Source organism: Chitinophaga sp. 22620, from assembly GCF_052044405.1.
Taxonomy (GTDB): Bacteria; Bacteroidota; Bacteroidia; order Chitinophagales; family Chitinophagaceae; genus Chitinophaga.
The window spans coordinates 54,565-76,786 of record NZ_JBQEMV010000003.1; the positions used below are offsets into that span (position 1 = coordinate 54,565).

21 protein-coding genes are annotated in these 22,222 nt (G+C 52.1%); 7 read left to right on the forward strand and 14 right to left on the reverse strand.

Going from position 1 to position 22,222, the window contains the following annotated elements:
• Positions 1-3 precede the first annotated feature (3 nt).
• From ACTJIK_RS15555 to ACTJIK_RS15565, 3 genes are all read right to left on the reverse strand, one after another.
• Positions 4-453: a hypothetical protein gene (locus ACTJIK_RS15555; protein WP_440647665.1), complete on the reverse strand. Its 450-nt coding sequence runs from the start codon at positions 451-453 to the stop codon at positions 4-6.
• Positions 454-496: 43 nt separating this feature from the next.
• A complete protein-coding gene (locus ACTJIK_RS15560) occupies positions 497-1,363 on the reverse strand; it encodes a methylated-DNA--[protein]-cysteine S-methyltransferase (RefSeq protein WP_440647667.1) in 867 nt (288 codons plus the stop codon).
• Positions 1,364-1,481: 118 nt separating this feature from the next.
• On the reverse strand, positions 1,482-3,107 hold the full coding sequence (locus tag ACTJIK_RS15565; protein WP_440647669.1) for a M1 family metallopeptidase: 1,626 nt from the start codon (positions 3,105-3,107) through the stop codon (positions 1,482-1,484).
• Between the two features lie 113 nt (positions 3,108-3,220).
• Between ACTJIK_RS15565 and ACTJIK_RS15570 the strand changes: the two genes are divergently transcribed.
• From ACTJIK_RS15570 to ACTJIK_RS15580, 3 genes are all read left to right on the forward strand, one after another.
• Complete coding sequence (locus tag ACTJIK_RS15570) at positions 3,221-4,831, forward strand: ABC transporter substrate-binding protein (protein ID WP_440647671.1); 1,611 nt, start codon at positions 3,221-3,223, stop codon at positions 4,829-4,831.
• A 125-nt stretch (positions 4,832-4,956) separates the two neighbouring features.
• A complete protein-coding gene (locus tag ACTJIK_RS15575; protein WP_440647673.1) occupies positions 4,957-5,736 on the forward strand; it encodes an acyl-CoA desaturase in 780 nt (259 codons plus the stop codon).
• A 159-nt stretch (positions 5,737-5,895) separates the two neighbouring features.
• Positions 5,896-8,181, forward strand: a complete 2,286-nt coding sequence (locus ACTJIK_RS15580) for a serine hydrolase (protein ID WP_440647675.1) — start codon at positions 5,896-5,898, stop codon at positions 8,179-8,181.
• A 320-nt stretch (positions 8,182-8,501) separates the two neighbouring features.
• On the opposite strand, the gene ACTJIK_RS15585 is transcribed toward ACTJIK_RS15580, so the two are convergent.
• On the reverse strand, positions 8,502-9,491 hold the full coding sequence (locus ACTJIK_RS15585) for a hypothetical protein (RefSeq protein ID WP_440647677.1): 990 nt from the start codon (positions 9,489-9,491) through the stop codon (positions 8,502-8,504).
• A gap of 104 nt (positions 9,492-9,595) precedes the next feature.
• Here ACTJIK_RS15585 and ACTJIK_RS15590 point away from each other — a divergent pair, with 104 nt between their 5' ends.
• From ACTJIK_RS15590 to ACTJIK_RS15600, 3 genes are all read left to right on the forward strand, one after another.
• Entirely contained in the window at positions 9,596-9,820 is a 225-nt protein-coding gene (locus tag ACTJIK_RS15590) for a hypothetical protein (protein ID WP_440647679.1), read from the forward strand.
• A gap of 155 nt (positions 9,821-9,975) precedes the next feature.
• Positions 9,976-10,086 (forward strand): hypothetical protein, encoded by a 111-nt coding sequence (locus ACTJIK_RS15595; protein ID WP_440647681.1) that lies wholly within the window; start codon positions 9,976-9,978, stop codon positions 10,084-10,086.
• A complete protein-coding gene (locus ACTJIK_RS15600; RefSeq protein ID WP_440647683.1) occupies positions 10,083-10,430 on the forward strand; it encodes an MmcQ/YjbR family DNA-binding protein in 348 nt (115 codons plus the stop codon). The genes ACTJIK_RS15595 and ACTJIK_RS15600 overlap by 4 nt, the downstream gene beginning before the upstream one ends.
• Here the strand turns inward: ACTJIK_RS15600 and ACTJIK_RS15605 are convergent.
• From ACTJIK_RS15605 to gyrA, 4 genes are all read right to left on the reverse strand, one after another.
• Positions 10,422-11,372 (reverse strand): NADP-dependent oxidoreductase, encoded by a 951-nt coding sequence (locus ACTJIK_RS15605; RefSeq protein ID WP_440647685.1) that lies wholly within the window; start codon positions 11,370-11,372, stop codon positions 10,422-10,424. The genes ACTJIK_RS15600 and ACTJIK_RS15605 overlap by 9 nt on opposite strands.
• Before the next feature lie 132 nt (positions 11,373-11,504).
• Complete coding sequence (locus ACTJIK_RS15610) at positions 11,505-11,858, reverse strand: KGG domain-containing protein (RefSeq protein WP_440647687.1); 354 nt, start codon at positions 11,856-11,858, stop codon at positions 11,505-11,507.
• 260 nt (positions 11,859-12,118) lie between these two features.
• Entirely contained in the window at positions 12,119-13,366 is a 1,248-nt protein-coding gene (locus ACTJIK_RS15615; RefSeq protein WP_440647689.1) for a hypothetical protein, read from the reverse strand.
• Between the two features lie 43 nt (positions 13,367-13,409).
• Positions 13,410-16,016 (reverse strand): DNA gyrase subunit A, encoded by a 2,607-nt coding sequence (gene gyrA / locus ACTJIK_RS15620; protein WP_440647691.1) that lies wholly within the window; start codon positions 16,014-16,016, stop codon positions 13,410-13,412.
• Between the two features lie 361 nt (positions 16,017-16,377).
• Here gyrA and ACTJIK_RS15625 point away from each other — a divergent pair, with 361 nt between their 5' ends.
• Positions 16,378-17,703, forward strand: a complete 1,326-nt coding sequence (locus ACTJIK_RS15625; protein WP_440647693.1) for a saccharopine dehydrogenase C-terminal domain-containing protein — start codon at positions 16,378-16,380, stop codon at positions 17,701-17,703.
• A gap of 92 nt (positions 17,704-17,795) precedes the next feature.
• Here ACTJIK_RS15625 and ACTJIK_RS15630 read toward each other — a convergent pair whose 3' ends face one another.
• The 6 genes from ACTJIK_RS15630 to pdhA form a co-directional block, all read right to left on the reverse strand.
• Entirely contained in the window at positions 17,796-18,476 is a 681-nt protein-coding gene (locus tag ACTJIK_RS15630) for an SIR2 family NAD-dependent protein deacylase (protein WP_440647695.1), read from the reverse strand.
• Between the two features lie 144 nt (positions 18,477-18,620).
• Positions 18,621-19,031: an EVE domain-containing protein gene (locus tag ACTJIK_RS15635; protein WP_440647697.1), complete on the reverse strand. Its 411-nt coding sequence runs from the start codon at positions 19,029-19,031 to the stop codon at positions 18,621-18,623.
• Between the two features lie 85 nt (positions 19,032-19,116).
• Positions 19,117-19,836 carry a (Fe-S)-binding protein gene (locus ACTJIK_RS15640; RefSeq protein ID WP_440647699.1) on the reverse strand — a complete coding sequence of 240 codons (720 nt, stop codon included), beginning with the start codon at positions 19,834-19,836 and terminating at the stop codon, positions 19,117-19,119.
• 76 nt (positions 19,837-19,912) lie between these two features.
• A complete protein-coding gene (gene ribH, locus ACTJIK_RS15645; RefSeq protein WP_440647701.1) occupies positions 19,913-20,416 on the reverse strand; it encodes a 6,7-dimethyl-8-ribityllumazine synthase in 504 nt (167 codons plus the stop codon).
• Positions 20,417-20,425: 9 nt separating this feature from the next.
• Positions 20,426-21,127, reverse strand: coding sequence for a tetratricopeptide repeat protein (locus tag ACTJIK_RS15650; RefSeq protein ID WP_440647703.1), 702 nt, complete (start codon positions 21,125-21,127; stop codon positions 20,426-20,428).
• A gap of 35 nt (positions 21,128-21,162) precedes the next feature.
• Positions 21,163-22,155 (reverse strand): pyruvate dehydrogenase (acetyl-transferring) E1 component subunit alpha, encoded by a 993-nt coding sequence (pdhA, locus tag ACTJIK_RS15655; RefSeq protein ID WP_440649214.1) that lies wholly within the window; start codon positions 22,153-22,155, stop codon positions 21,163-21,165.
• Between the last annotated feature and the right edge of the window lie 67 nt (positions 22,156-22,222).

A 22,222-nucleotide genomic window follows, 5' to 3' on the forward strand; every position in this document is an offset into this window, starting at 1 on the left:
GAACTAAGATTTTTCTTCCGGCATCAGCCCATGATCTCTTAATACTTTCTCTTCATCACCGGTGATAAAAGCAAATATCCTGATTGTATTTTTTGCGAAGGAGAGGAGGTAGATCACATAGAACCTGATATTGATCTCCTTTCCGTCCTTTTCGTAACCGGAATCCCAATAGACCTTTGCAGCGGCATGGAGATCATCCAGTTCAGTGATCTCCATATCCATCACCTTCATGTATTTCGTGCCGATGTTGCGGTAGAAGTCCTGGTTCTTTAATATGAAGTCCCGGTACGTATCATCATTTTTACCACCCATGGTGGAAACGGGATTGGTACCCACGATGTAATCGGCAAAAGCGGCCATCTGGCCTTCAACGTCTATGGGCTGGCCCGCGAGGGAATCGTTGAACCGTTGTTCATACGCGGCAAAAAATGCCTTGATCTTTTGCTTGTCCATAAAAGATTTTCATAAAACCCCGCAAACAGGAGGCCAGCATCTGTTATTCGTCAGCGGCTGTTAATGCAAGGGACTGATTCCTTGCAGATTCCCAGCCCAGGATGGCAGTTTTACGTACAGGGCCCCAATGGTAACCGCCTAATATTCCTGTGGACTTTATTACACGATGGCAGGGGATAAGGAAGGCCACCGGGTTGTCGCCCACGGCAGTGCCCACTGCGCGGGAAGCTTTCGGGTGACTGATCTGCGCTGCAATACGCGCATAAGTGGCTACCTGCCCGGCCGGCACTTTCAGCAACGCTTCCCAGACCTTCAGCTGGAAAGGCGTGGCTTTCACGTGCAGGCGTATCGTTTTTTCATTTTTTGCTTTAGCCGTATCCAGTTCCATCTCTTCGAAGTATTCTTTTACACTGCTGATGAAAGGAGATTCTTCTTCCAGGAATTTGGCCTGGGGCCACTGGCGGCGCAGGTCTTCGAGCGCAGCCGCACGGTCGTCGGCAAACGCAATGGAGCAGATGCCTTTTTCGGTGGCTGCGGCCAGCATGGGGCCGAACGCGGTGTCCATGAAATGATAACGGATCGTGAGCGCTTCGCCGCCGTTGCGGTATTCGCCGGGCGTCATCGCTTCCAGGTTCACGAACATATCGTGCAGGCGGCTGGTGCCGGAAAGGCCGGTTTCGAAAGTGGTCTGCTCCACGGTATAATCCTTAGCCAGCAAACCTTTTGCATGTTGCAGGCTGATGTATTGCAGGAACTTCTTCGGGCTTACGCCGGCCCATTCGGTAAAAAGGCGCTGGAAATGATAAGGGCTCAGGTGTACGGCAGCGGCGATCTCATCCAGTGATGGCTGCTCCGTGTGATTCGCATGAATGTATGCGATGGCGGCTGCTATTTTTTCGTAGTGGTGCATTGTTTTTTTATTGCAAATAACACTCGTTTTCATGCCCTGTACAACCTGTTTCTTGCGGTTTTGGTATGATTGAAGTTACGGCAATAAATTTTAACAGGATATTGTGCTTCCACTAGCGCTATATCTTCCTGATCTTCACATAGAAATTCTTGTCCACTGAAAATTTTGCGGCATTTTTCAGCGCCAGCGTTTTCCACTCCGTTCCGGGCTGAATGAACTGGAACTTCCCGTCTCCGGGGTCCACTTTCAGCGGCATGTCAAAACCCTTTACATCGGCCACCCAGCGGTAACGCAGGCGGTTGCCCTCTACCGAATACTCAAACACGGGGGGATTGGTTTTGCGCAGGTACTGGTCAAACACTTTATCGAAGTTCTTCCCGCTGGCCTTGTTGATGTATTGCTCCACATCGGCGGAGGTCACGGTTTGGTGGTAGAAGGTCTTGTTCAGCCCGCGCAGTATTTTCCGGAAGGTTTCGTCGTTGTTGACGATCTGGCGGATGGTGTGCAGCATGTTGGAACCCTTGTAATACATATCGCCGGAACCTTCTTCGTTCACGCCATAAGGCCCGGTAATAGGCTTATCGTTCGCGATCTTGCTGCGGATGCCCTGTACATAAGCGTTTGCGGCGTCCATGCCGTATTGGCAACCGATAAAGACCGTTTCGGAATAGTTAGTGAAGGATTCGTGCACCCACATATCGGCAATGTCTTTCGTGGTGATATTGTTGCCGAACCATTCATGGCCGCTTTCGTGGATGATGATGAAGTCCCACTTCAGGCCCCAGCCTGAACCGGAAAGGTCGCTGCCGCGGTAACCCATTTTATACTGGTTGCCATAGGCCACGGCGCTCTGGTGCTCCATGCCCAGGTGCGGGGTTTCCACCAGCTTGTAGCCGTCTTCATAAAAAGGGTAGGGGCCGAACCAGTGCTCGAAACATTTCATCATGGGTTTCACCACTTCAAAGTGAGTCTTCGCGCGTTCCAGGTTGTAATCCAGCACCCAGTAATCCAGGGTCAGGGGACCTTTTTCGCCCATGTATCTTTCTGAAAAATGTTTGTAATGCCCGATATTAAGCGCCACGTCATAATTGTTGATGGGATTTTTTACGACCCAGGTGCTGGTCACCGTTGTGTCCTGCTGCGTTACATGCACGTCTACCGGCCTGCCATTGGATACGTTAATAAGCCCCTTTGGAACGGTCACGCGAATGCGCATGCTGTCCGGCTCTTCGGTCTGATGGTCTTTATTGGGCCACCATACACTGGCGCCAAGGCCCTGGCAGGCGGTGGCTATCCAGGGGCGGCCGAGGGAATCCTTTCCCCAAACGATGCCGCCGTCCCAGGGAGCGCGTTTGGCCTCGCGGGGCTGGCCGTGGTAGGTAAGCGTAAGCTGCTGGATGGAATTTTGCGTTTGGGGCGATTGCAGGGTAACGAACCAGGCGTTGCCGTCTTTGGTAACAGCAAGCTCCTGACCGTTCTGCACTGCTTTATCGAGGATGAGCGGCGATTGCAGGTCTATTTGCAGGCGCTGCGCCGGCCGTAATACGCGGTAACGGATCACGTTCGTGCCTTCGATGGATTTTTCGGAGGGTTTGACGCGTACGCTGAGGTCATAAAAGGTAACATCCCACCAGGAGCGGTCTGCTGTGAGCGTGCCCCGCAGCGTGTCTTGCCGGGTGAACTGCTGGCTGTAGGCGGCGGTGCTGAGAATAGTGGCGAGAAATACCGGGAGTATGCGTCTCATTCAGGTCAGATTTGTTGGGCAATATAATTTAGTTGCGGGAAACGGCCATTGCTTTTTTGACCGGTGGCGGCATTTGATTTTCCACCATTTTCTGGCTACCTTAAAGCCGCTTTATGAGATACTTAGCCGTTTTGTTTTTAATTCTCCTGCTTGCCTGCGGCCAGCGCGGCAGCCAGGATAAAATGGTGTTCCGCTACAACCAGCAGGAAGGCATCCCTTCGCTGGATCCCGCTTTTGCGAAGAACCAGGCCATCATGTGGGCCGTGCGCCAGCTGTACAACACGCTGGTGGAGCCGGACAGCCTGCTGAACATCCGGCCGTCGCTGGCCAGGAGCTGGGAGGTATCCGAAGACAGGCGCACTTATACTTTTCATTTAAGGAACGATGTGTTTTTCCATGACCATGAAGTGTTCCCGGGCGGCAAAGGCCGCAGGATGACGGCGGCGGACGTGGTCTACAGCTTCCGTCGCGTAATGGAAGCTTCTACCGCATCGCCCGGCGCATGGATATTCAACGATAAAGTGGATCCCGAAAAAGGTTTCCGCGCACTGAACGACACCACTTTCCAGCTCACGCTGCTGCGGCCGTTCCATCCGATCATGGGCATTCTCAGCATGCAGTATTGTTCCGTGGTGCCGCATGAAGCCGTAGAGAGATACGGGAAAGATTTCCGCAAGCACCCGGTAGGCACGGGGCCGTTCCTGTTTCATTACTGGGACGAAGGGCAGGCGCTCATCCTGCATAAAAATCCCAATTATTTTGAAAGAGATGAACGAGGCCAGCGCCTTCCATACCTCGATGCGGTGAAAGTGAGCTTTGTGGACAGCAAAGGCACCGAGTTCCTGCTCTTCCGCCAGGGCCAGCTGGATTTTGTGAACGATATCGAGACCTCTTTCAAAGATGAAGTGCTTACCAAACAAGGCGAGCTGAAGAAAGAATGGGAAGGGAAGATCTCGCTCGTGAAAGCGCCTTACCTGAACACCGAGTATTTCGGGATCGTGATGGACCCTGAAAAGCCCGGCGTGAAAGGCTCTCCCTTGCAGGACATCCGCATCCGCCAGGCCATCAACTACGGTTTCGACCGTACGAAAATGATGACCTACCTGCGCAACAGCATCGGCATCCCCGCCACATCCGGCTTTGTGCCCGCGGGCCTGCCGTCCTTTGATACTGCTGTGGTTAAAGGATATCATTATAATATTCCTTTAGCAAGACAATTGCTGAAAGAAGCCGGTTACCCGGACGGGAAAGGGCTGCCGTCCATCAGGCTGGTGTCTATCCCTATTTATGCGGACCTGGCCAATTACGTGGCCCACCAGCTGCAGGATATCGGCATACAGGTGACCGTGGAGGTGATCCAGAAGGGAACGCTGATGGACCAGGTGGCCAAATCGGCCGTGCCTTTTTTCCGCGCCAGCTGGATAGCCGATTACCCGGATGCGGAGAGTTATCTCGCGATGTTCTACAGTAAAAACCCTGCGCCGCCCAACTATACGCGTTACAACAACCCGGCCTTCGACCGGCTGTACGAGAAAGCCCTGTTAGAAACGAACGATTCGCTCCGTTACCGGCTTTACCAGGAAATGGACCAGATGGTGATCAGCGATGCGCCCGTGGTACCGTTGTTCTATGATATCTCCGTGCGTTTCCGCCAGCCGAATGTAAGGGGCTTCACCAGCAATGGCCTGAATTTGCTGGAATTGAGGCGGGTGCGGATAGAGTAGGGGGCTGATGCGTATCATATAATATATTAATATATTCATTAACACGGCGTTAAATAATTCCCTGAAGAGAATATTTAAGTTACCTTTGCGGTTCATTTTCTTTATCTTTTAACGAGTGGTATAACATGATAGCGATCCTGATATTCTTTTTTTCACACTGGTTCCTCTCTTTGTTCTTTCATACATTTTTCCTGCACAGGTATGCATCTCACCAGATGTATGATACAAGCAAAGGCTGGGAGCGTGTGTTTTACTTCTGCACCTGGTTCTTCCAGGGTTCTTCCTACCTGATCCCAAGAGCTTATGGCGTCATGCACCGCATGCACCATGAGTACAGCGATACTGAGCACGACCCGCATTCGCCGCACTTCTTCAAAGACGTTTGGCATATGATGACGCATACCCGCGAGATCTACGCAGGTTTTGTGACCGGCACCCGTGTTCCTGATCCTCAGTTCACCAAAGACCCGCTGCCCACCTGGGATGCGATGGACAAATTTGGCGATTCCCGCTGGACGCGTTTTACATGGATAGGTATTTATATTGCGTTCTACGCAGTATTTGCTCCCAGCTTATGGTGGTTCCTGCTGCTGCCGATCCACTTCCTGGTAGGCCCCGTACAGGGCGCCGTAGTGAACTGGTGCGGCCACAAATATGGCTACAGCAACTTCGACAACGGCGATCATTCCCGTAACTCAGAGCCCTGGGGCATCTTCCTGCTGGGCGAACTGTTCCAGAACAATCACCACAAGCATAAGGACAGCGCGAACTTCGCCAAAAAATGGTACGAGTTCGATCCCACTTATCCCGTGATGAAAGCCATGCACTGGGTGGGTATCATCAAGCTGCGCCAGTCGGCTACCGCCAAGATCAAGGCGCCCAAGAAAGCTAAACAGGCTGCATAACAGCGTTTGCGATTAAATAATTGAAGCAGCCATCCGTAAGGGTGGCTGCTTTTTTATTATACAATTTTTAACAGCCGGCGAAGTACAGGGAACTAACGGGATGCATACATTTAATGGCGAATTTGCATCACCATTTTTTTGACCCTCAACAACATCGCCATGCTTAACAGGTATTATCCCTTTATCCTCTTTACCCTTGGTATGCCCGCACTTACCCGTGCGCAGGCGCCCGTGGAGATCAGGGGGCAGGTTTCGAGCGCATCCGGCAAAACGCCGCTCCCGGGCGCGAACATCACCGTGAACAGGACCGGCACGGGCACCATCAGCAACAGTCTCGGTGAATTCAGGCTGGTCATATCCCGCAGCACCGCCAACGACACCCTGCGTATATCCAGCATGGGCTATGGCGTGAAATACCTTCCGCTGGCCGCTTTGGACGCCGGCGCCGTTCAGCACATCGAGCTGGATCCGGTAAGCGTTGGATTGAAGGAAGTGGTGGTCGCTGCCAAAGATCCTGTAAAGCTCATCCGGTCCGCCATCCGGAAAATACCGGATAATTACATCACGAAACCTCACCAGGTACGCGGCTTTTACCGCAACACCTCCACCCGCGACCAGGATTATATGCAGCTGTCTGAGGCGGTTTTTGACATGTATAACCGCGGCTATGCGGATAAAAAAGAAAACGACCTCTACCTGGTGCAGGTGCGGTATATCAGCGATGAAAAAGCGTCTCATGGCCTGGGCCTCGGGTTGAAACCCTCCAACCTCATTGCCTACGACGTCGTAAAAGAGATATCCACGAACGACATCTTCAGCGAAGAAGGCCTGCGCAACCACCGCTTTACGATCCGCGGCGTGGTGGACTACAAGGGCATGCCAGCGTACGAGATCACATTCGATCAGCGGGAAGGATTAAAAAAATCGTTGTACCGCGGCAAGCTGTTCATTGACACAGAAGAGCTTGCGTTCCTGGAGATAGATTATGCCCTGAGTCCTGCCGGGCTGCCTTACAATGTTTATGGCGATGGCGCCATGCGGGCGCTGCTGGCGGTATTGAACATCCAGATAGAGATGCGCGGCGATGCGGCAAAAGTGGAATACCAGAAAGTAGGGGACCGCTGGGTGCTTTCACACGTGGTGGGCAACACTTCGCTGAACTTCCGCAGTAAAAAGAAACAGTATGATTTCACGGCCAATAGCCGCCTTGATTACATTATCACTTCAGTAGACACCACCAGGGCAACGCCGGCACCGGAAGGGAAACATGTGGGCAGGAACAAGTTCATCGAATTCCAGACCACCCCGCAGGATGCGGAGTTCTGGCGACGCAATACGATCATTTTACCTGATTTTGATGCGGAGGCTGTAGCTGCTTTGCTGAAGGCCCGGAATGAAAGCAACAACCTGAAAAAGCGCGTAGAACCACAACTCCGGCGGCTGCCGGCGAACCCGGAACTGCGGATCGATTCGATGCTCAGCTTTTACCACCGGAACGGGCAATTCAACGGCACTGCGCTGATAAAAACGGCGAAGGGCGTGCTGCTCAGTAAAAGTTACGGCTACGCGGACAAAGAGCGGTTGCTTGCGGCAGACAGCAATACCCGGTACCGAATCGGCTCGCTGTCCAAGCCGTTCACCGCCATCGTTGTGCTGCAGCTGGCGCAGGAAGGGAAATTGTCCCTGCAGGACACGGTGGGCAAATTCCTGCCGGGTTACGTCAACGGCCAGGTGACAATAGAACAGTTGCTGAGCCATCGATCCGGCATTCCGAACTACACCGCCAACAACGAATACCTGCCGCAGATCATGCGGAGTACATTTTCGCTGAAAGAGCTGGTGGCGAGGTTCTGCAGCGATTCCACGGAATTTGCGCCGGGCACCCAGTTCCGGTACAGCAATTCCGGCTATGTGCTGCTGGCGCTTATTGCGGAGACCGCCGGTGGTAAGCCGTTCCCGCAATTACTGGAAGAGCGGATTTTCATCCCTGCCGGCATGAACGATACCTATGCCGGAACGGATACCACGGCGGAGCGGAAAGCCACGGGGTACCTGTACGACGGGCCGGAGCCGGCATACAATGCCGGCAACACGCTGGGTTCGGGCAGCATCACGTCTACAGCCGCCGATCTTGTGAAATGGAATAAAGCGCTGGCGGACAATCTGTTGCTGCCGGAAGCGCAAATGACCGAGTTATTCAAGCCCAGGGCTGAATACACGGATTGGGACGCCTGGTACGGCTATGGCTGGATGACGGACCAGCGCCTTTTCAAGGTCTCCAAAACGCATAAGATCGTGTATCATCCGGGCACAGACTTCGGATTCTATACGATGTTCGCCAGGCAGCCGGATAACGGGAACCTGGTCATTTTACTGAGCAATATGGGCGATTTTCCGAGGTTTGATCTGACAGATCTGATATTGGCGGAGTTGAACGGGGATTAAAGAACGTTTGACCGGCAGGGCAAAAATTCGACAACGGCCAGGCATTTATTATAATGTGCCTGGCCGTTCGAATTGATGGGTTGCTCGCTGCCGGAGTTTGAATATGGATTTCACGGGCTCGTAAAAAGAACCCGGTCATAACCGGATAAGCTATGGTCCTGACGAAGAACACATAAGATTATCCAGCCTTCACGAGATTACGGAATATCCTTAAAACCGGGTTTCAGCAAGGATTTCGTCGTTCCAGTCTCCTGATAAATTTTGATCATAATTTACATTATGTTAAATAGAACAAAAGGGCTTTCACCCTGCTGGGCACCTCAGGAAATCAACGCCCTTGCTTTCTCCATGTTCTTCTTGATCTTCGCGTCCCGAATGAACACAACCTTGCCGGCGAAAAAATGATCCATAATGGTCCGGATATTTTCCAGGTTCCCGATCTCCAAAGCATACTCCAGGATCTTTCCCGCCGGGTTTTCCCTGATAATGAGCGTCAGTTCTCCTTTACCAGCACTTCGCCTGTATTCGTTGATCTCCCCGAATTTGGACACCATCAGTCCTGTGAGCCGGATAAATTCGGCTTCATCGCGCTTGCCGACCGCTTCCAGCAGCAAGAACTCGATGGCATTTGAAGTGTTATAGGAATACAGCTCCGCATCTTTGACGCTCGGCCAGTTGATGACCTGCCAGAGCAAAGGCCTGGCCTCCTCAAACCGCCCCAGATCCCGCCATAATACGCTGGCAACCCTGCACAGGTAATAGAATTTAAACCCGTAGTACTGCCTGCCCGTACGTTCTTCCACGCGAACATCCGGTTTCTCGTTATACAGCCGTTGCCAAAGCCGGTATTCCTTTTCTTTGAACTTTTCGTCGTTCGCGCAATCGCTCAGGAAAAGAGCAAAGTCTTCCGCTTCTTCCAGCGACAATTTTTCAACGGGAATATCATGAAACTTGTCATACCACTTATTGGCCTTATGAACTTTTTTTATTTCATCCTGGATGTATTTCTGCAATTTAAGCGAAGGCTTGTGGTCGGGCTCTTTCTCCAGGATTTCTCCAATAATTTTCAAAGCGCTTTCGCCGCTGCTCAGGATTTCCGCCCCCGTCTGCAGCTCCATAGCGTCTATCCAGGTAAAATACGCCCAGCATAACAGCGTGTTGGAGTCGCTTAAATTGCCGGCTGCAATTGATTTTGCAATGGCCTGGGATGTGGTGTAAAATTCGAAATGCTCCACTGCCGAGCGTATGTCGGCGGGCAGCTTCTTCAGGTCAAAGGGATACTTTTCGAAGGGATGAATATTGGCTTGCATGGAATTAATTTGAGGTTGTCCGTCCAAATATAGAAAATTATTTTTTTCGTCCCACCTCCTGTTTAATGGTAAATTTACCTTTTTAACATCATGGCTTACAAGCAATGGAAAACTTCTTTGAGCAGGTAGCCGGGCTGGCCGCAGATGGAAAGACCAATGCCCGGGGCCGGCCGCCTTTCCTGCAAACTGCTATGCTCGCCAACCGGTTTTCTAATGTATTCCGGATGGTTAAGCCGCCTTTTTTGTTGCAAAAGATCGTTTTTTGGGCAGTTTTACCGATCGCGTATCTTATTGGTTATAAGTCATTTTACAAAGAATACTCAGAATAAAACCTGAGATAAAACCACTTTTATTCTTTCATACTTGAAATTAAGCTTCAGGTAGCCGGTTCCAAAAAGTACCAGGATAGTTAATATTCCTGATTAGAAATTACCGTAAAAGCTCCTCTCCCGCTGAAATTCAATATTTTATAGAAATTAATATAATGCGACTGCGATTGCCCGGCAAAAATCCGTACCGGACCAAAAACGGAACGACCTTTGCGGATCCTGACGGTTTCCGCTTTGTTATTTTAACCAATTCAATAAGCTTATGAACCTGGATAAATACATGCAATTCTGCCTTTCCCTGCCCGGCACGGAGGAAGGTTTCCCCTTTGGGGAGCACACGCTGGTGTTTTATGTAAAAGGCAAGCTGTTCGCCCTGCTGGATGTGAACAGTTTTGAAAGCGTGAACCTGAAATGCGATCCCGACGAAGCCGTGGAGCTGCGGGAAAGATACGAAGGCGTTACACCCGGCTATCACATGAATAAAAAGCACTGGAACACCGTAACGTTCGACGGTTCCATCCCTGACAAGCTGCTGCTGGAATGGACGCGTAAATCGTACGACCTGGTGGTGGCGGGTTTGCCGAAGAAGTTGAGAGAAGAGTTAAGATAACCCTTCGTCCACCAAAATGATCGTTTTCCCTTTGCTCTTCCGCGCACGGCTCTCCGCGATGGCAGCCGGCGCCTGTTCCATCGTGATCTTCCGGTCCACCGGTATCCCGATCGCCCCGGAATCGATCAGTTCGCGTAAGGCATCGAGCGAAGCGGGACTAGCCTCGGTTTCGAAGTTGCCGCCCCGCAGCCCCTGTTCCTTTAACGCCGCTTTGTCTGCCACAAACAGCGTGGTGAGCACGGTTCCGCCGCGTTTTACCAGCGAGGCCAGCTTTGCAAAACCGGCCTTGTCGCTCACCAGGTCTATCAACGCATCCGCCCCGCCCGGGAATTGTTCGTCTATGGGCGCCTTTTTATAATCAATGGTTTCGGTCGCCCCGAGGACTTTCATCCGTTCGGCCGCCTCAGCGCTGGAAACTGTGGCAATTACCTTGATGCCTCTTGCTTTGGCCACCTGGGTCGTGAAAGAACCCACGCCGCCGGTGGCACCGATGAGCAGCAGCGTTTGCCCGGCCTGCAGACCGGACCTGTCCAACAGCTGCATGGCCGTCATGCCCGCGGTGGGCGCCGCGGCGGCATCTGGCAGGGATATCTTTTCAGGGGCTTTGGTCATGGCGACGGTATCAGGCACGGTCACATATTCCGCATAAGCGCCTTCGCCTACCGGGGCGTGGATCACCTGGCCATACACCTTGTCTCCTGTTTTAAAACGCGTGACCCCGGCCCCGGTCTCCACCACCACACCGGCGGCATCCGTGCCCAGGATCATGGGGAACACATGCGGCATATGGTCTTTCAATATGCCGTCCACCAGCTTCCAGTCAAAAGGATTCAGCCCGGCAGCGGCGATCTTTATTTTAACGGCGCCTTCCTTCACGGCGGGTTCCGGCAGGTCCATCACCCGGGGCGCCGCTTTAAATTCTTGTATAGCTACAGCTTTCATGTATCATCATTTACCAGGCAACAAAGTACGGTTATTTTGACGGGCCGGGAAGTGTACAGATCGATGAAAAGGGTGCACAAAAAAGCGTGTACCATGTGGTGGTACACGCTTTTTTTCAAGTGTTTTTTAACACTAGCGATTTTTACTGGGCTTGCGTCCGCCGCCATGTGAGGCTTTACCGCCTTTGCTGGCGATTGCCCGTTGTTTTTCTTTATCCATGGCAGCAAATCCGCGCCTGCTGGGCGTCCGCTTCTGCGGTTGCTCATGTGCGGCGGCATCCCCGTCGGCAAGGGCAGCTTCCCGGCGGTTACGGCGGTCATCTGCATCAAATTCGTTTTCATCATAGCCCTCCAGCTTCTGATTGTCATCATCATCAAATTCTGTATCGTCCCCGCTGCGCATACGCCGCGTTGCCTGGTCATCCTGATACGTACCATGATGCCTGGTTGCTTCCTGAGTTCCGGTAGTTTTTGCTTGTGTGACCATAAATTAAGGATTTGATATGGTTAAGTGAATAATTACATGACTCTCTCCCGATAAAAGGGTAATTATTATGCCAATAGCCGTATCAATTATGCATAGAATTGAGGGAAATGTTTAAGGGATTGATATAGGTCAATTTGGGCATAACAACCGGAATCATGCAAATCGCTTTGACCAACAGCATTGTGGAATAATGCAAACAGCATGGGGCAACAAAAAAGGCAAGGGTCGCCCCTTGCCTTTAAGATTTTATGTGATAACGGTTACAGGCTTTCCAGCTTTTTCTTCACTACATCTACCTTATCGTTCATGTTTTTGATAGCGTAGATCTTTTGCAGTGCGTACAACGCGCTTTCGTAAGTGCGTTTGTCGCTGGGTTCCAGTTTGCCCATTGCGGAAAAGCCTGCGTCAGCTTTCTCGAAATAAGGCAGGCTCTGGTCCATCAGGCCCTGTACTTTCGTTTGCAGTTCTTTTGCTTTGGGAGAGCTTTGCTGCTTGCTGTCCAGCCCGTTCAGCTCCTTGTTGAAGGCCACTGCGCGGTTGAAGTACAGCGCGCCCAGCTGGAAGTTGGCGGTGGCGTCGTCTGCCTTGAGGGCAAGCGCTTTTTTGTACACCTCTTCCGCTTTATTCATCAGCTCGTCGTAGTTGGCGGGCTTGGGCAGGTCTGCGCCTTTTTCATCGCGGGGGTTGGCCACGTTATCCACGCGGATAGCGTAATCCAGCACCAGGGCGAAATCGTTCGGGTTGTCGGTCACTTTCTTTTCCATCATGGTCAGCAGCTCGTTCGTTTTACCGGTCTTGCTGTAGTACAGCATTTCCATGTCAGCGAAACGTTTATCTGCGGGGAACATGGCTTTCGCGGAATCGATCGTGGCCAGCCAGTTGGCATTATCACCCCTTTCTTCATACTGTTGCGCCAGCACTACGTAGAGGGCGGGTTCATTCCTGAATTTAAGGGCCGCAGCCTTTTTCAGCATCTCGAAGGCCTCGTCTTTTTTACCGGCCTGCTGTGCGGCATAACCTGCGTAAAACACCATGGCTGTATCGGTGGGAATGCTGCCGCCGAGGTTTTTGCCATTATAAAAATCGCGAACTTCGCCTGCTTTTTTGAAATACAGGTAAGAAGAATCCCATTTCTGTTCGTTGAGGTTGCCATACCCGGCGTTGCCGATGGTAGCATATACATTGAACATGCGGTTATTCATCTCCAACAGTGCTTCAGGGAGCTTGGGATTGATCTCCAGGGCTTTTTTGAAAGCATCGTAAGCTGTTTCTGCGTCAGACGCGCTTTTGTTCTTCAGCGCTACGGTCTCATAGATTTTCCCTTTAACGTACCATGCACGGGCATCGTCTTTAGTCTTCTCATTTGCTAGTGCCGCCTCGATATCTGCTTTTGCCTGGTCGATCTTATCGCCCTTCAATGCCTCATCCGCACTGTTAATCTTTGCCTTTTGCGCCACTACAGCGAAGCTTACGCCGCAAAACAGCAGAGATACAAATAGTTTTTTCATGTGGCTCAGGTTTTTTGTAATTATTGTTTAAGGTTGAAATTTTTTATGCATTGGTCTCCTCTTCGTCTCCTGTGTTTTCCGAAGCATTGTTTTCACCATTTTCACCGCTTTCTTCCATCCCTTCATCCACCGAAATTTCCGAACCGGCAATGGTCTCCACTGTTTCCAGCACTTCTTCCTCTTCGTCCAGACGGGCTACAGCGGCGATTTCGTCGTTTTCGTCCATCCTGATCAGCCTTACGCCCTGTGTGGCGCGGCCAGCCTCGCGGATATCGCCCACCGCCATGCGGATGGTGATGCCGGATTTACAGGTGATCATCATGTCGTTGTTTTCGGTAACGTCCAGGATAGCGATCAACGGTCCGGTCTTTTCGGTAACGCTGATGGTTTTCACGCCTTTCCCCCCGCGGTTGGTGATCCTGTATTCCTCGATCTCGGTGCGTTTGCCGAACCCTTTTTCGGATACCACCAGTACGGTCCTGGATTTATCTTCCTTATCAACACAAATCATACCAACCACTTCGTCGTTCTCATTATCCACCTCGATACCCCTTACGCCGATGGCGCCACGGCCGGTGTCGCGCACGGTATTTTCAGGGAAACGGATGGCGCGGCCGCTGCGGATGGCCATCATGATCTCGCTGTTCCCGTTGGTGAGCTTGGCTTCCAGCAGCTGGTCGCCGTCGTTCACGGTAATAGCGTTCACGCCGTTCGCACGCGGGCGGCTGAACTCCTCCAGCAGGGTCTTTTTGATGATCCCGTTGCGGGTGCAAAGCACGATATAATGATTGTTGATAAAATCCTTGTCGTTCAGGTCCTTGATGTCTATGATCGCGCGGATCTTATCGTCGGACGGCAGGGTGATCAGGTTCTGGATCGCGCGGCCCTTGCTTTGTTTTTCACCTTCGGGTATCTCGTATACCTTCAGCCAGTAACAGCGGCCTTTTTCGGTGAAGAACAGCATGGTATGGTGGGTAGAGGCCACGAACAGGTGCTCGATATAATCCTCATCCCGCGTTTTGCCGCCGATGGCGCCGCGGCCGCCGCGTTTCTGCTGGCGGTAGTCGAAGGCGGAAGTGCGTTTGATATAACCGAGGTGCGAAATGGTGATCACCACGTCTTCTTCCGCGATAATGTCTTCTATCCTCATTTCCGCGGCCAGGTACTGGATCTCGGTCTTCCTTTCGTCGCCGAATTTTTTCTTCACATCATCCAGCTCGTCTTTGATGATCTGCATGCGCAGGCCTTCGTCTCCGAGTATCTCTTTCAGGCGGGCGATCAGTTTCATGATATCTTCATATTCTTCGCGGATCTTGTCGCGCTCCATGCCGGTGAGGCGTTGCAGGCGCAGTTCCAGGATGGCTTTGGCCTGTATCTCGGTGAGCCCGAAGCTGGTCATCAGTCCTTCGCGGGCCACTTCCGGCGTGTTGGAGTTGCGGATCAGGGCGATCACTTCGTCCAGGTGATCCAGCGCAATGAGGTAACCGGCGAGGATGTGGGCTTTCTTTTCCGCTTCGCGCAGCTCGTACTGGGTACGGCGGGTTACCACTTCGTGCCTGAACTCAATGAATTCCACCAGCAGTTCCTTCAGGTTCATCACCTTCGGGCGGCCTTTTACCAGCACCACGTTGTTGATGCCGTAAGAGGTCTGCAGCTCGGAATATTTATACAGCTGGTTGATGATCACGTTGGGAATGGCTTCGCGCTTGAGGTCTATCACGAGGCGCATACCGTCGCGGTCGCTTTCGTCGCGCACGTCGCTGATGCCTTCTATCACCTTGTCGTTCACCAGCTGAGCGATCTTCTGGTGCAGTATCGCCTTGTTCACCTGGTAAGGCAGTTCGTAAATGATCAGCTTTTCCTTACCGGATTTGGTGGTTTCGGAAGTGATCTTACCGCGCACCACTACCCTGCCACGGCCGGTTTCAAAGCCTGCCTTCACGCCTTCAAAACCGTAAATGATGCCGCCCGTCGGGAAATCCGGCGCCTTTACGTGTTTGATCAGCTCCTCAATGGTGATGTCTTTATTGTCGATCAGCGCATGCAGGCCGTCCACCAGCTCCGACAGGTTGTGGGGCATGATGTTGGTGGCCATGCCCACGGCAATGCCGGAGGCGCCGTTAGCCAGCAGGTTGGGAATGCGGGTGGGCAATACCACGGGCTCTTCCAGCGTATCGTCGAAGTTAAGAGTGAAATCTACAGTGTCCTTATCAAGATCTTCCAGCATGGCTTCCGCGATCTTCTGGAGGCGCACCTCCGTGTAACGCATGGCCGCCGGCATATCGCCGTCTATCGAACCAAAGTTACCCTGACCGTCGATGAGCATGTAGCGGAGGCTCCAGGGCTGCGCCATACGCACCATGGTGTCGTAAACAGACGCGTCTCCGTGGGGGTGGTACTTACCCATCACGTCCCCCACCACACGGGCGGATTTCTTGTAGGGTTTGTTGTGGGTGTTACCCAGCTCATTCATCCCGAACAACACCCGGCGATGCACCGGTTTAAAGCCGTCACGCACATCCGGCAATGCCCTCCCCACGATCACCGACATGGAATAGTCGATGTACGCGGTCTTCATCTGCTCCTCAATGTTGATCTGAACAATTCTACCTTCCTTTTGATTGTCTTGATTGTCCGTATTCTCTGTCATTATGTTATTGGTTTACAGGTTTTTCAGCCCTTTTAAATGAAGAGCAAATATAACGTTTTCAGCCCGTATTCAGAGGGTTTGGGGGCTATTTGTGAATAAAAAACAACCATCCGCGGGTTTGATGCTTAAAACTATTTGCCATACCTTCGCATCATCTCCGGTAAATGTTCTATATATCTTAAATTTGATATATACCAGCCGATCACAAATTGGCAAGCAATTTGTTTATAACCCTATGAAAATCATACCTTATTGTGGGAGCGGAATATTATACAGTCCATCGTGGAAAGCCGTGTTTATCTGAACATTCCCCGGGATTTTATTGTTTACTCCCTGTAGTTTTTAACCATTTTCTAGTGATATGAAGAATATTCTATTGTTTGGCGCCGGCAAATCAGCAACCGTGCTGATCGACTATTTGCTGGCCAACGCCCCTCGGCAGAAGTGGCATATTACGGTGGCAGACAACGATCTCATGCTGATCAAATCCAAGATCGGCAAATCGTACTACGCCACGCCCGCCGCTTTTGACATCAAAGACCAGGCTGCCCGCCAGCAGCTTATCCAGGAAACTGACCTCGTTATCTCCCTTCTCCCTCCCGCGCTGCACATCGTTATCGCCAAAGATTGCCTGCAGTCCGGCAAAAACCTCCTTACCGCTTCCTACATAGATCCCGAGATACGCAAGCTGGAAAAGGATATCAAAAAAGCCGGCCTCCTCTTTATGTACGAAATGGGGCTGGACCCGGGGATCGATCATATGTCCGCCATGAAGCTCATCCATTCCATCGAAAAGAAAGGCGGGCAGATCTACTGTTTCAAATCCTACTGCGGGGGCCTCGTTTCCCCCGAAAGCAACGATAACCCCTGGCAGTACAAGATATCCTGGAACTCCCGGAATATTGTACTGGCAGGCATTTCAGGCGCCACTTACAAAGAAAAAGGAAAGGTGAAGGAAGTGGATTACCAGCAGCTGTTCGACCAGAACAAGACCGTACAGATCCCCGGCCTTGGCAAGCTTGCCTATTACCCGAACCGCGATTCGCTGGGTTATGTGGACGTGTACAACCTCGGCAACATCCCCACTTTTATGCGGGCCACGCTGCGTTACCCGGACTTCTGCGAGGGCTGGAACGCGCTCATCAAGCTGGGGCTTACGGACGATTCGAAGAAACAGCAGACGAATAACATGCCTTTTTTCACCTGGGCTTCCCAGAATATACCGGTAGACGCGAACCTGAGCCACGAAGAAAATGTAGCGAATTTCCTGGGGGTGAGCAGCAAGAGCAAACTGCTGCGCCAGCTGAAATTTCTCGGTATTTTGAACGGGGAATTGATTAACTTGGGAGAGCAAACCAACGCGGGCGTACTGCAGCATGTGCTCGATACAAAGCTCAAAATGGAACCATCCGACAAGGACATGATCGTCATGCTGCACGAGATCGAATTCGAACGCCGGAACATGGGCACCAAGCTTCACAGTTATATGATCGTCCAGGGAGAAGACAACCTCCGCACAGCAATGGCCAAAACAGTCGGCCTCCCGCTGGGCATCATGGCTAAACTGGTCTTATCAGGCAATTTGGAATTAACAGGTTTACAGATCCCCGTAATGCCCGAAGTATACAATCCCGTACTGCGGGAACTCGAGGAACACGATATCAGGTTCGAAGAGAGCTTTGAATAAGAAGATATTTTTTCCTATGGCAATCCGTCTGTGTAATGAGATTGAACATGTGAATGAACGCGCCGTCCCGGTTAAGCCGGGACGGCCTTTTTTTATCTCTTCAGCAGCTCCAGCAGTTCCGCCATCCCTTCCGTGGCGGGCTTTTCAATGAGGTGGTAGCCGCTGCCTTTCACCGGTGGTATCTTTTTATCGATGATGTATTTCGGCACACCAGGTCGCAGGTAATCCACCAGCCCCGCGGCAGGATACACATTCAGCGAAGTGCCGATCAGCACGAACAGGTCCGCCTGTACGATCTCCAGCACCGCCGGCTCTATCATGGTCACCGCCTCGCCGAACCATACCACATGCGGGCGGAACTGCCCGCCATCGGGCGCCAGCTCTCCCATCACTATATCCCCTTCCACGGGATACAGCTCGGTTTCGTTCAGCACGCTGCGTTTTTTGAGTATCTCTCCATGCAGGTGCAGCACACGCGTGCTGCCGGCGCGCTCATGCAGGTCGTCTATATTCTGGGTGATGATGCGCACGTCGTACCATTCTTCCAGCCGGGCAAGCGCGGTATGCGCGCTGTTGGGCTGCGCGGCCATCACATCTTTGCGGCGCATGTTGTAAAAGTCCTGTACCAGGGCGGGATCCTTCTCCCAACCTGTCGGGCTGGCCACTTCGTAAATGTCATACCCTTCCCACAGCCCGTCGCTGTCCCTGAAGGTGCGGAGGCCGCTTTCCGCGCTGATGCCTGCGCCGGTGAGTACAATAAGCTTTGGTTTCATTGGTTGTTCGGCTTTCTACAATATTAAGCCAAAAAGCGAGGACTTAAAAACGCCTGCATGCGGGCGATGCACCGTGCGGGAAAAGGTATTGCAAACAAAGTTCCTTGTAAAACAAAACCCCGCATCAGCGGGGCTTCCAGGCTTTTATTTGGCATTCGCCATTTCCATTATTTTTTCGAATTCCTCCGGTTTTACCGTGCCGACGGAAAGCCTTCCCAACCTGATAAGGTCCATGTTCGCCAGGCTTTTCTCCGCCTTCATCTGCGCGAGGGTCACCGGCTTCTTCAGCTTTTTCAGCGGCGCAAGATCCACGGCCAGCCAGGCGGGATCGGGCGTGGTGGGGTCCTGGTAAGACTCCTTCACCACTTTCGCGATGCCCACTATTTCAAGCCCCTCGTTGCTGTGATACCAGAGCACCTGGTCGCCTTTTTTCATAGCGCGCAGGTTGTTGCGGGCGGCGTAATTGCGCACGCCGTCCCAGTGCGTTTTTCCGTCTGCAACAAATTGATCCCAGGAATATTTGAAAGGTTCGGATTTCACTAACCAGTATTGCATTGCCCGAAGTTTTTTATCAGTTAGGTATGAAGCGCTGTGTTAAAGCCCATCCGGCTGCGCATGCGGTTACAATTGCCGCGGCGGTTTACCAGCCGCTGGCCAGCACGTCCGCGATGTGCATGATCTTAATGTTCTGCCCGTGCTTGCGGATATATCCATCCAGGTGCATGAGGCAGCTGAGGTCGGTGGAGATCAGGTATTCCGCCCCGCTGTCGCTGGCGTTGTGCACTTTTTGCTCGCCCATGCCCAGTGAAATGGGTTTGTATTTCACGGCAAAGGTACCGCCAAACCCGCAGCATACTTCGCTGTCGTTCATTTCACGCAGCTCCAGCCCTTTCACTTTTTCGAGCAGCTTGCGCGGGCCTTCCTTGATGCCGCATTCGCGCAGCGCGCCGCAGGCGTCGTGGTAAGTGCCTACGCCTTCCAGCGTGGCGCCGATGTCCGTTACATGCAGCACGTCCACCAGGAACTCGGTGAATTCGTAGAGGTTTTTGCGGAGGAGCTTTACGTCGTTGTGAGCAGCCGAGTTATCGAACAGCTTGCCGTAGTAGTTGCGCACAAAACCGGTGCAGGAACCGCTGGGCGCAACAATATAATCGTAGGTATGAAAATCTTTGAGGAATTTGGTGGCCACCGAGCGGCACTCGTCCTGGTAACCGGCGTTGAAGGCGGGCTGGCCGCAGCAGGTCTGGTCTGTATTATAGCTCACGTTGCACCCCAGTTTCTCCAGCACTTTTACCATATTGAAAGCGGTTTCAGGAAAAAGCTGGTCCACGAAGCACGGTATGAAAAGGTGTACGTTCATCTGTCAGTATCAGTTTGGGTCAATAAGCATCAAAAATAAGGTGTTAAAGCACAACACGCAGATAGTTTGTTGCTGATTACAGATAGCTTTTTGAAAGTTGCCGCTGGAAGCTGATCATTTTGAGGGCAGTGAGCGCGCCTTCTTCGCCTTTGTGTCCATGCGCGCCGCCCAGGCGGTCTGTAGCCTGTTCCTGGTTATTCACCGTGAGTATGCCAAAGATCACCGGCACGGGAAGCTCCATATTCAGCTGCAATATGCCGTCTGTAACGGCTTTACATACGTAGTCGAAATGCGGGGTCTCTCCGCGGATCACGCAGCCGAAAGCGATAATGGCGCTGGGCTGGCTGCCGGTGCCTTTGGATTGCTCCCAGATCTGCCGGCAGGCAAAGGGAAGCTCGAAAGAGCCGGGCACCACCAGCTTTTTGTGGCTCACTTTGTATTCATCCAGCGTGCGCTCCGCGCCTGCCACCAGTTCGTTGACTATAAAGTCATTCCATTCCGTATAAACAATAACAACACTGGCACCCTCCGTTTGAAGAATGCCAGCGTTGTTGAGTAAGGTCTGATTATGTATGGACATTTCCCGAATTTATTTCACCACACCCAGTCTTGCCAGGTATTTATCCATCTGGCCACCTTCGGTAGACAGTGGGTATTTTTGTTTGATCTGCTGGTAGATAGCGATCGCGTCCTGCGGCTTATTGCTTTTTTCGAGCGCCAGGCCTGCACGGAACAGGTACATGGGGCTCAGCAGTTCGTTTTCGTCCGCGCCGGCTTTTTTATAGTAAGAAACGGCGTCATCCACTTTATTCAGCTCCATGTAAGCGTCGCCGATCAGGCCATTGGCCATGGATTGCACCACCAGGTCGGTGGAAGAGAAATCCTTCAGCAGGTCTATGCCTTTCTGGAATTCGCCGAGCTTCACGTAACAAACGCCTGCGCCATATTTCGCGAGATTGCCTGCTTTGGTGTTGCCGTATTTATCGATCACCTGGAGAAAACCGTAATTGTTGCCGTCGCCGTTGAGCGCCAGCTTGAAGGAATCCACCGCGAAATTGTTCTGTGCGGCGAAGATGGCTTCCTGCGCTTTCTTTTCAGCGGGGGCTTTCACAAAACGGGTGTAACCGAAGTAACCGCCCACGATCACCACTACCGCCAGGATGGCGATGTTGATAACGTTCTTGTTCCTTGAATAAAAGTCCTGCGCACGGTCCGCCGTTGCCTGCAGGTCGAAATCCTGGTTTTTGGCAGCTGCTGCCGGTTGTTTGGTGTGTGGTTTATTTTCTGACATTGCTGTAGTTGAATATTTGATAGGTGGACAGGGAATTAGTCTACGATGAAAGGATAATCCTGCTGGATGTACACATCTTTCAGCAGCTCATCGTCAGACGGCCAGGGGCTTTCTTCAGCGAATTTCACTGATTCTTCCACCTCGTTCTTCACTCTTTCGTTGATCGCTTCCAGTTCTGCGTCGTTGATCCACTTGTTTTTCTGCAGGGTGTTGAGCACCAGCGTCAGCGGATCCCTTTCTTTATATTCTTCCACCTCTTCTTTCGTGCGGTATTTGGCGGGGTCACTCATAGAGTGGCCGCGGTAGCGGTAGGTTTTGATCTCGAGGAGGGTCGGGCCGCCGTTTTCACGCGCACGGTTGATGGCCCTTTCGATGCCTTCGTGAACAGCTTCGCAGCTCATGCCGTCGATAGAGTCGGCGGGCATTTCGTAAGCATCGGCCAGTTTGTAGATATCGAGCACGTTGGAAGTACGTTCAACGGAGGTGCCCATGGCGTAGTGGTTGTTCTCGCAGATGAATACTACGGGAAGTTTCCAGAGCATGGCCATGTTGAAGGTTTCGTGCAGCATACCCTGGCGGGCGGCGCCGTCGCCAAAGAAGCAGAGCACAGCGTTCTGCGTGCCCAGGTATTGCTCGGCAAATGCCAGGCCTGCGCCGGTGCCGATCTGCGCGCCTACGATACCGTGGCCGCCGAAGAAACCGAGTTCTTTCGAGAAAAAGTGCATGGAACCGCCTTTGCCTTTGGAGCAGCCGGTGGCTTTACCATACAGTTCCGCCATACATTCCTTCGCGGAAATGCCTTTGGCGATCGCCAGCGCGTGGTCGCGGTAAGCGGTGATGAATTTATCGCCGGGTTTGGTAGCCGTCATCGCAGCTGCCGCAATCGCTTCCTGACCAATATAAAGGTGGCAGAACCCACGTATTTTTTGCATACCGTACAGTTGCCCAGCTTTCTCTTCAAAGCGGCGCAGTAACAGCATCAATTCGTACCAGTATAGATAAGTCTCTTTGGTGAATTTCGTCTTCACGTCTGTTAAAGTTTGCACTATCTTCTAAATTTGTTCGCAAATATAACAGGAAAATCTGCAAATTCAA

Bases quoted from the DNA above. Each gene is read 5' to 3' on its own strand.
- ACTJIK_RS15555 (WP_440647665.1), bottom strand. From the start codon at position 453: ATGGACAAGCAAAAGATCAAGGCATTTTTTGCCGCGTATGAACAACGG.
- ACTJIK_RS15560 (WP_440647667.1), bottom strand. From the start codon at position 1,363: ATGCACCACTACGAAAAAATAGCAGCCGCCATCGCATACATTCATGCG.
- ACTJIK_RS15565 (WP_440647669.1), bottom strand. From the start codon at position 3,107: ATGAGACGCATACTCCCGGTATTTCTCGCCACTATTCTCAGCACCGCC.
- ACTJIK_RS15570 (WP_440647671.1), top strand. From the start codon at position 3,221: ATGAGATACTTAGCCGTTTTGTTTTTAATTCTCCTGCTTGCCTGCGGC.
- ACTJIK_RS15575 (WP_440647673.1), top strand. From the start codon at position 4,957: ATGATAGCGATCCTGATATTCTTTTTTTCACACTGGTTCCTCTCTTTG.
- ACTJIK_RS15580 (WP_440647675.1), top strand. From the start codon at position 5,896: ATGCTTAACAGGTATTATCCCTTTATCCTCTTTACCCTTGGTATGCCC.
- ACTJIK_RS15585 (WP_440647677.1), bottom strand. From the start codon at position 9,491: ATGCAAGCCAATATTCATCCCTTCGAAAAGTATCCCTTTGACCTGAAG.
- ACTJIK_RS15590 (WP_440647679.1), top strand. From the start codon at position 9,596: ATGGAAAACTTCTTTGAGCAGGTAGCCGGGCTGGCCGCAGATGGAAAG.
- ACTJIK_RS15595 (WP_440647681.1), top strand. From the start codon at position 9,976: ATGCGACTGCGATTGCCCGGCAAAAATCCGTACCGGACCAAAAACGGA.
- ACTJIK_RS15600 (WP_440647683.1), top strand. From the start codon at position 10,083: ATGAACCTGGATAAATACATGCAATTCTGCCTTTCCCTGCCCGGCACG.
- ACTJIK_RS15605 (WP_440647685.1), bottom strand. From the start codon at position 11,372: ATGAAAGCTGTAGCTATACAAGAATTTAAAGCGGCGCCCCGGGTGATG.
- ACTJIK_RS15610 (WP_440647687.1), bottom strand. From the start codon at position 11,858: ATGGTCACACAAGCAAAAACTACCGGAACTCAGGAAGCAACCAGGCAT.
- ACTJIK_RS15615 (WP_440647689.1), bottom strand. From the start codon at position 13,366: ATGAAAAAACTATTTGTATCTCTGCTGTTTTGCGGCGTAAGCTTCGCT.
- gyrA (WP_440647691.1), bottom strand. From the start codon at position 16,016: ATGACAGAGAATACGGACAATCAAGACAATCAAAAGGAAGGTAGAATT.
- ACTJIK_RS15625 (WP_440647693.1), top strand. From the start codon at position 16,378: ATGAAGAATATTCTATTGTTTGGCGCCGGCAAATCAGCAACCGTGCTG.
- ACTJIK_RS15630 (WP_440647695.1), bottom strand. From the start codon at position 18,476: ATGAAACCAAAGCTTATTGTACTCACCGGCGCAGGCATCAGCGCGGAA.
- ACTJIK_RS15635 (WP_440647697.1), bottom strand. From the start codon at position 19,031: ATGCAATACTGGTTAGTGAAATCCGAACCTTTCAAATATTCCTGGGAT.
- ACTJIK_RS15640 (WP_440647699.1), bottom strand. From the start codon at position 19,836: ATGAACGTACACCTTTTCATACCGTGCTTCGTGGACCAGCTTTTTCCT.
- ribH (WP_440647701.1), bottom strand. From the start codon at position 20,416: ATGTCCATACATAATCAGACCTTACTCAACAACGCTGGCATTCTTCAA.
- ACTJIK_RS15650 (WP_440647703.1), bottom strand. From the start codon at position 21,127: ATGTCAGAAAATAAACCACACACCAAACAACCGGCAGCAGCTGCCAAA.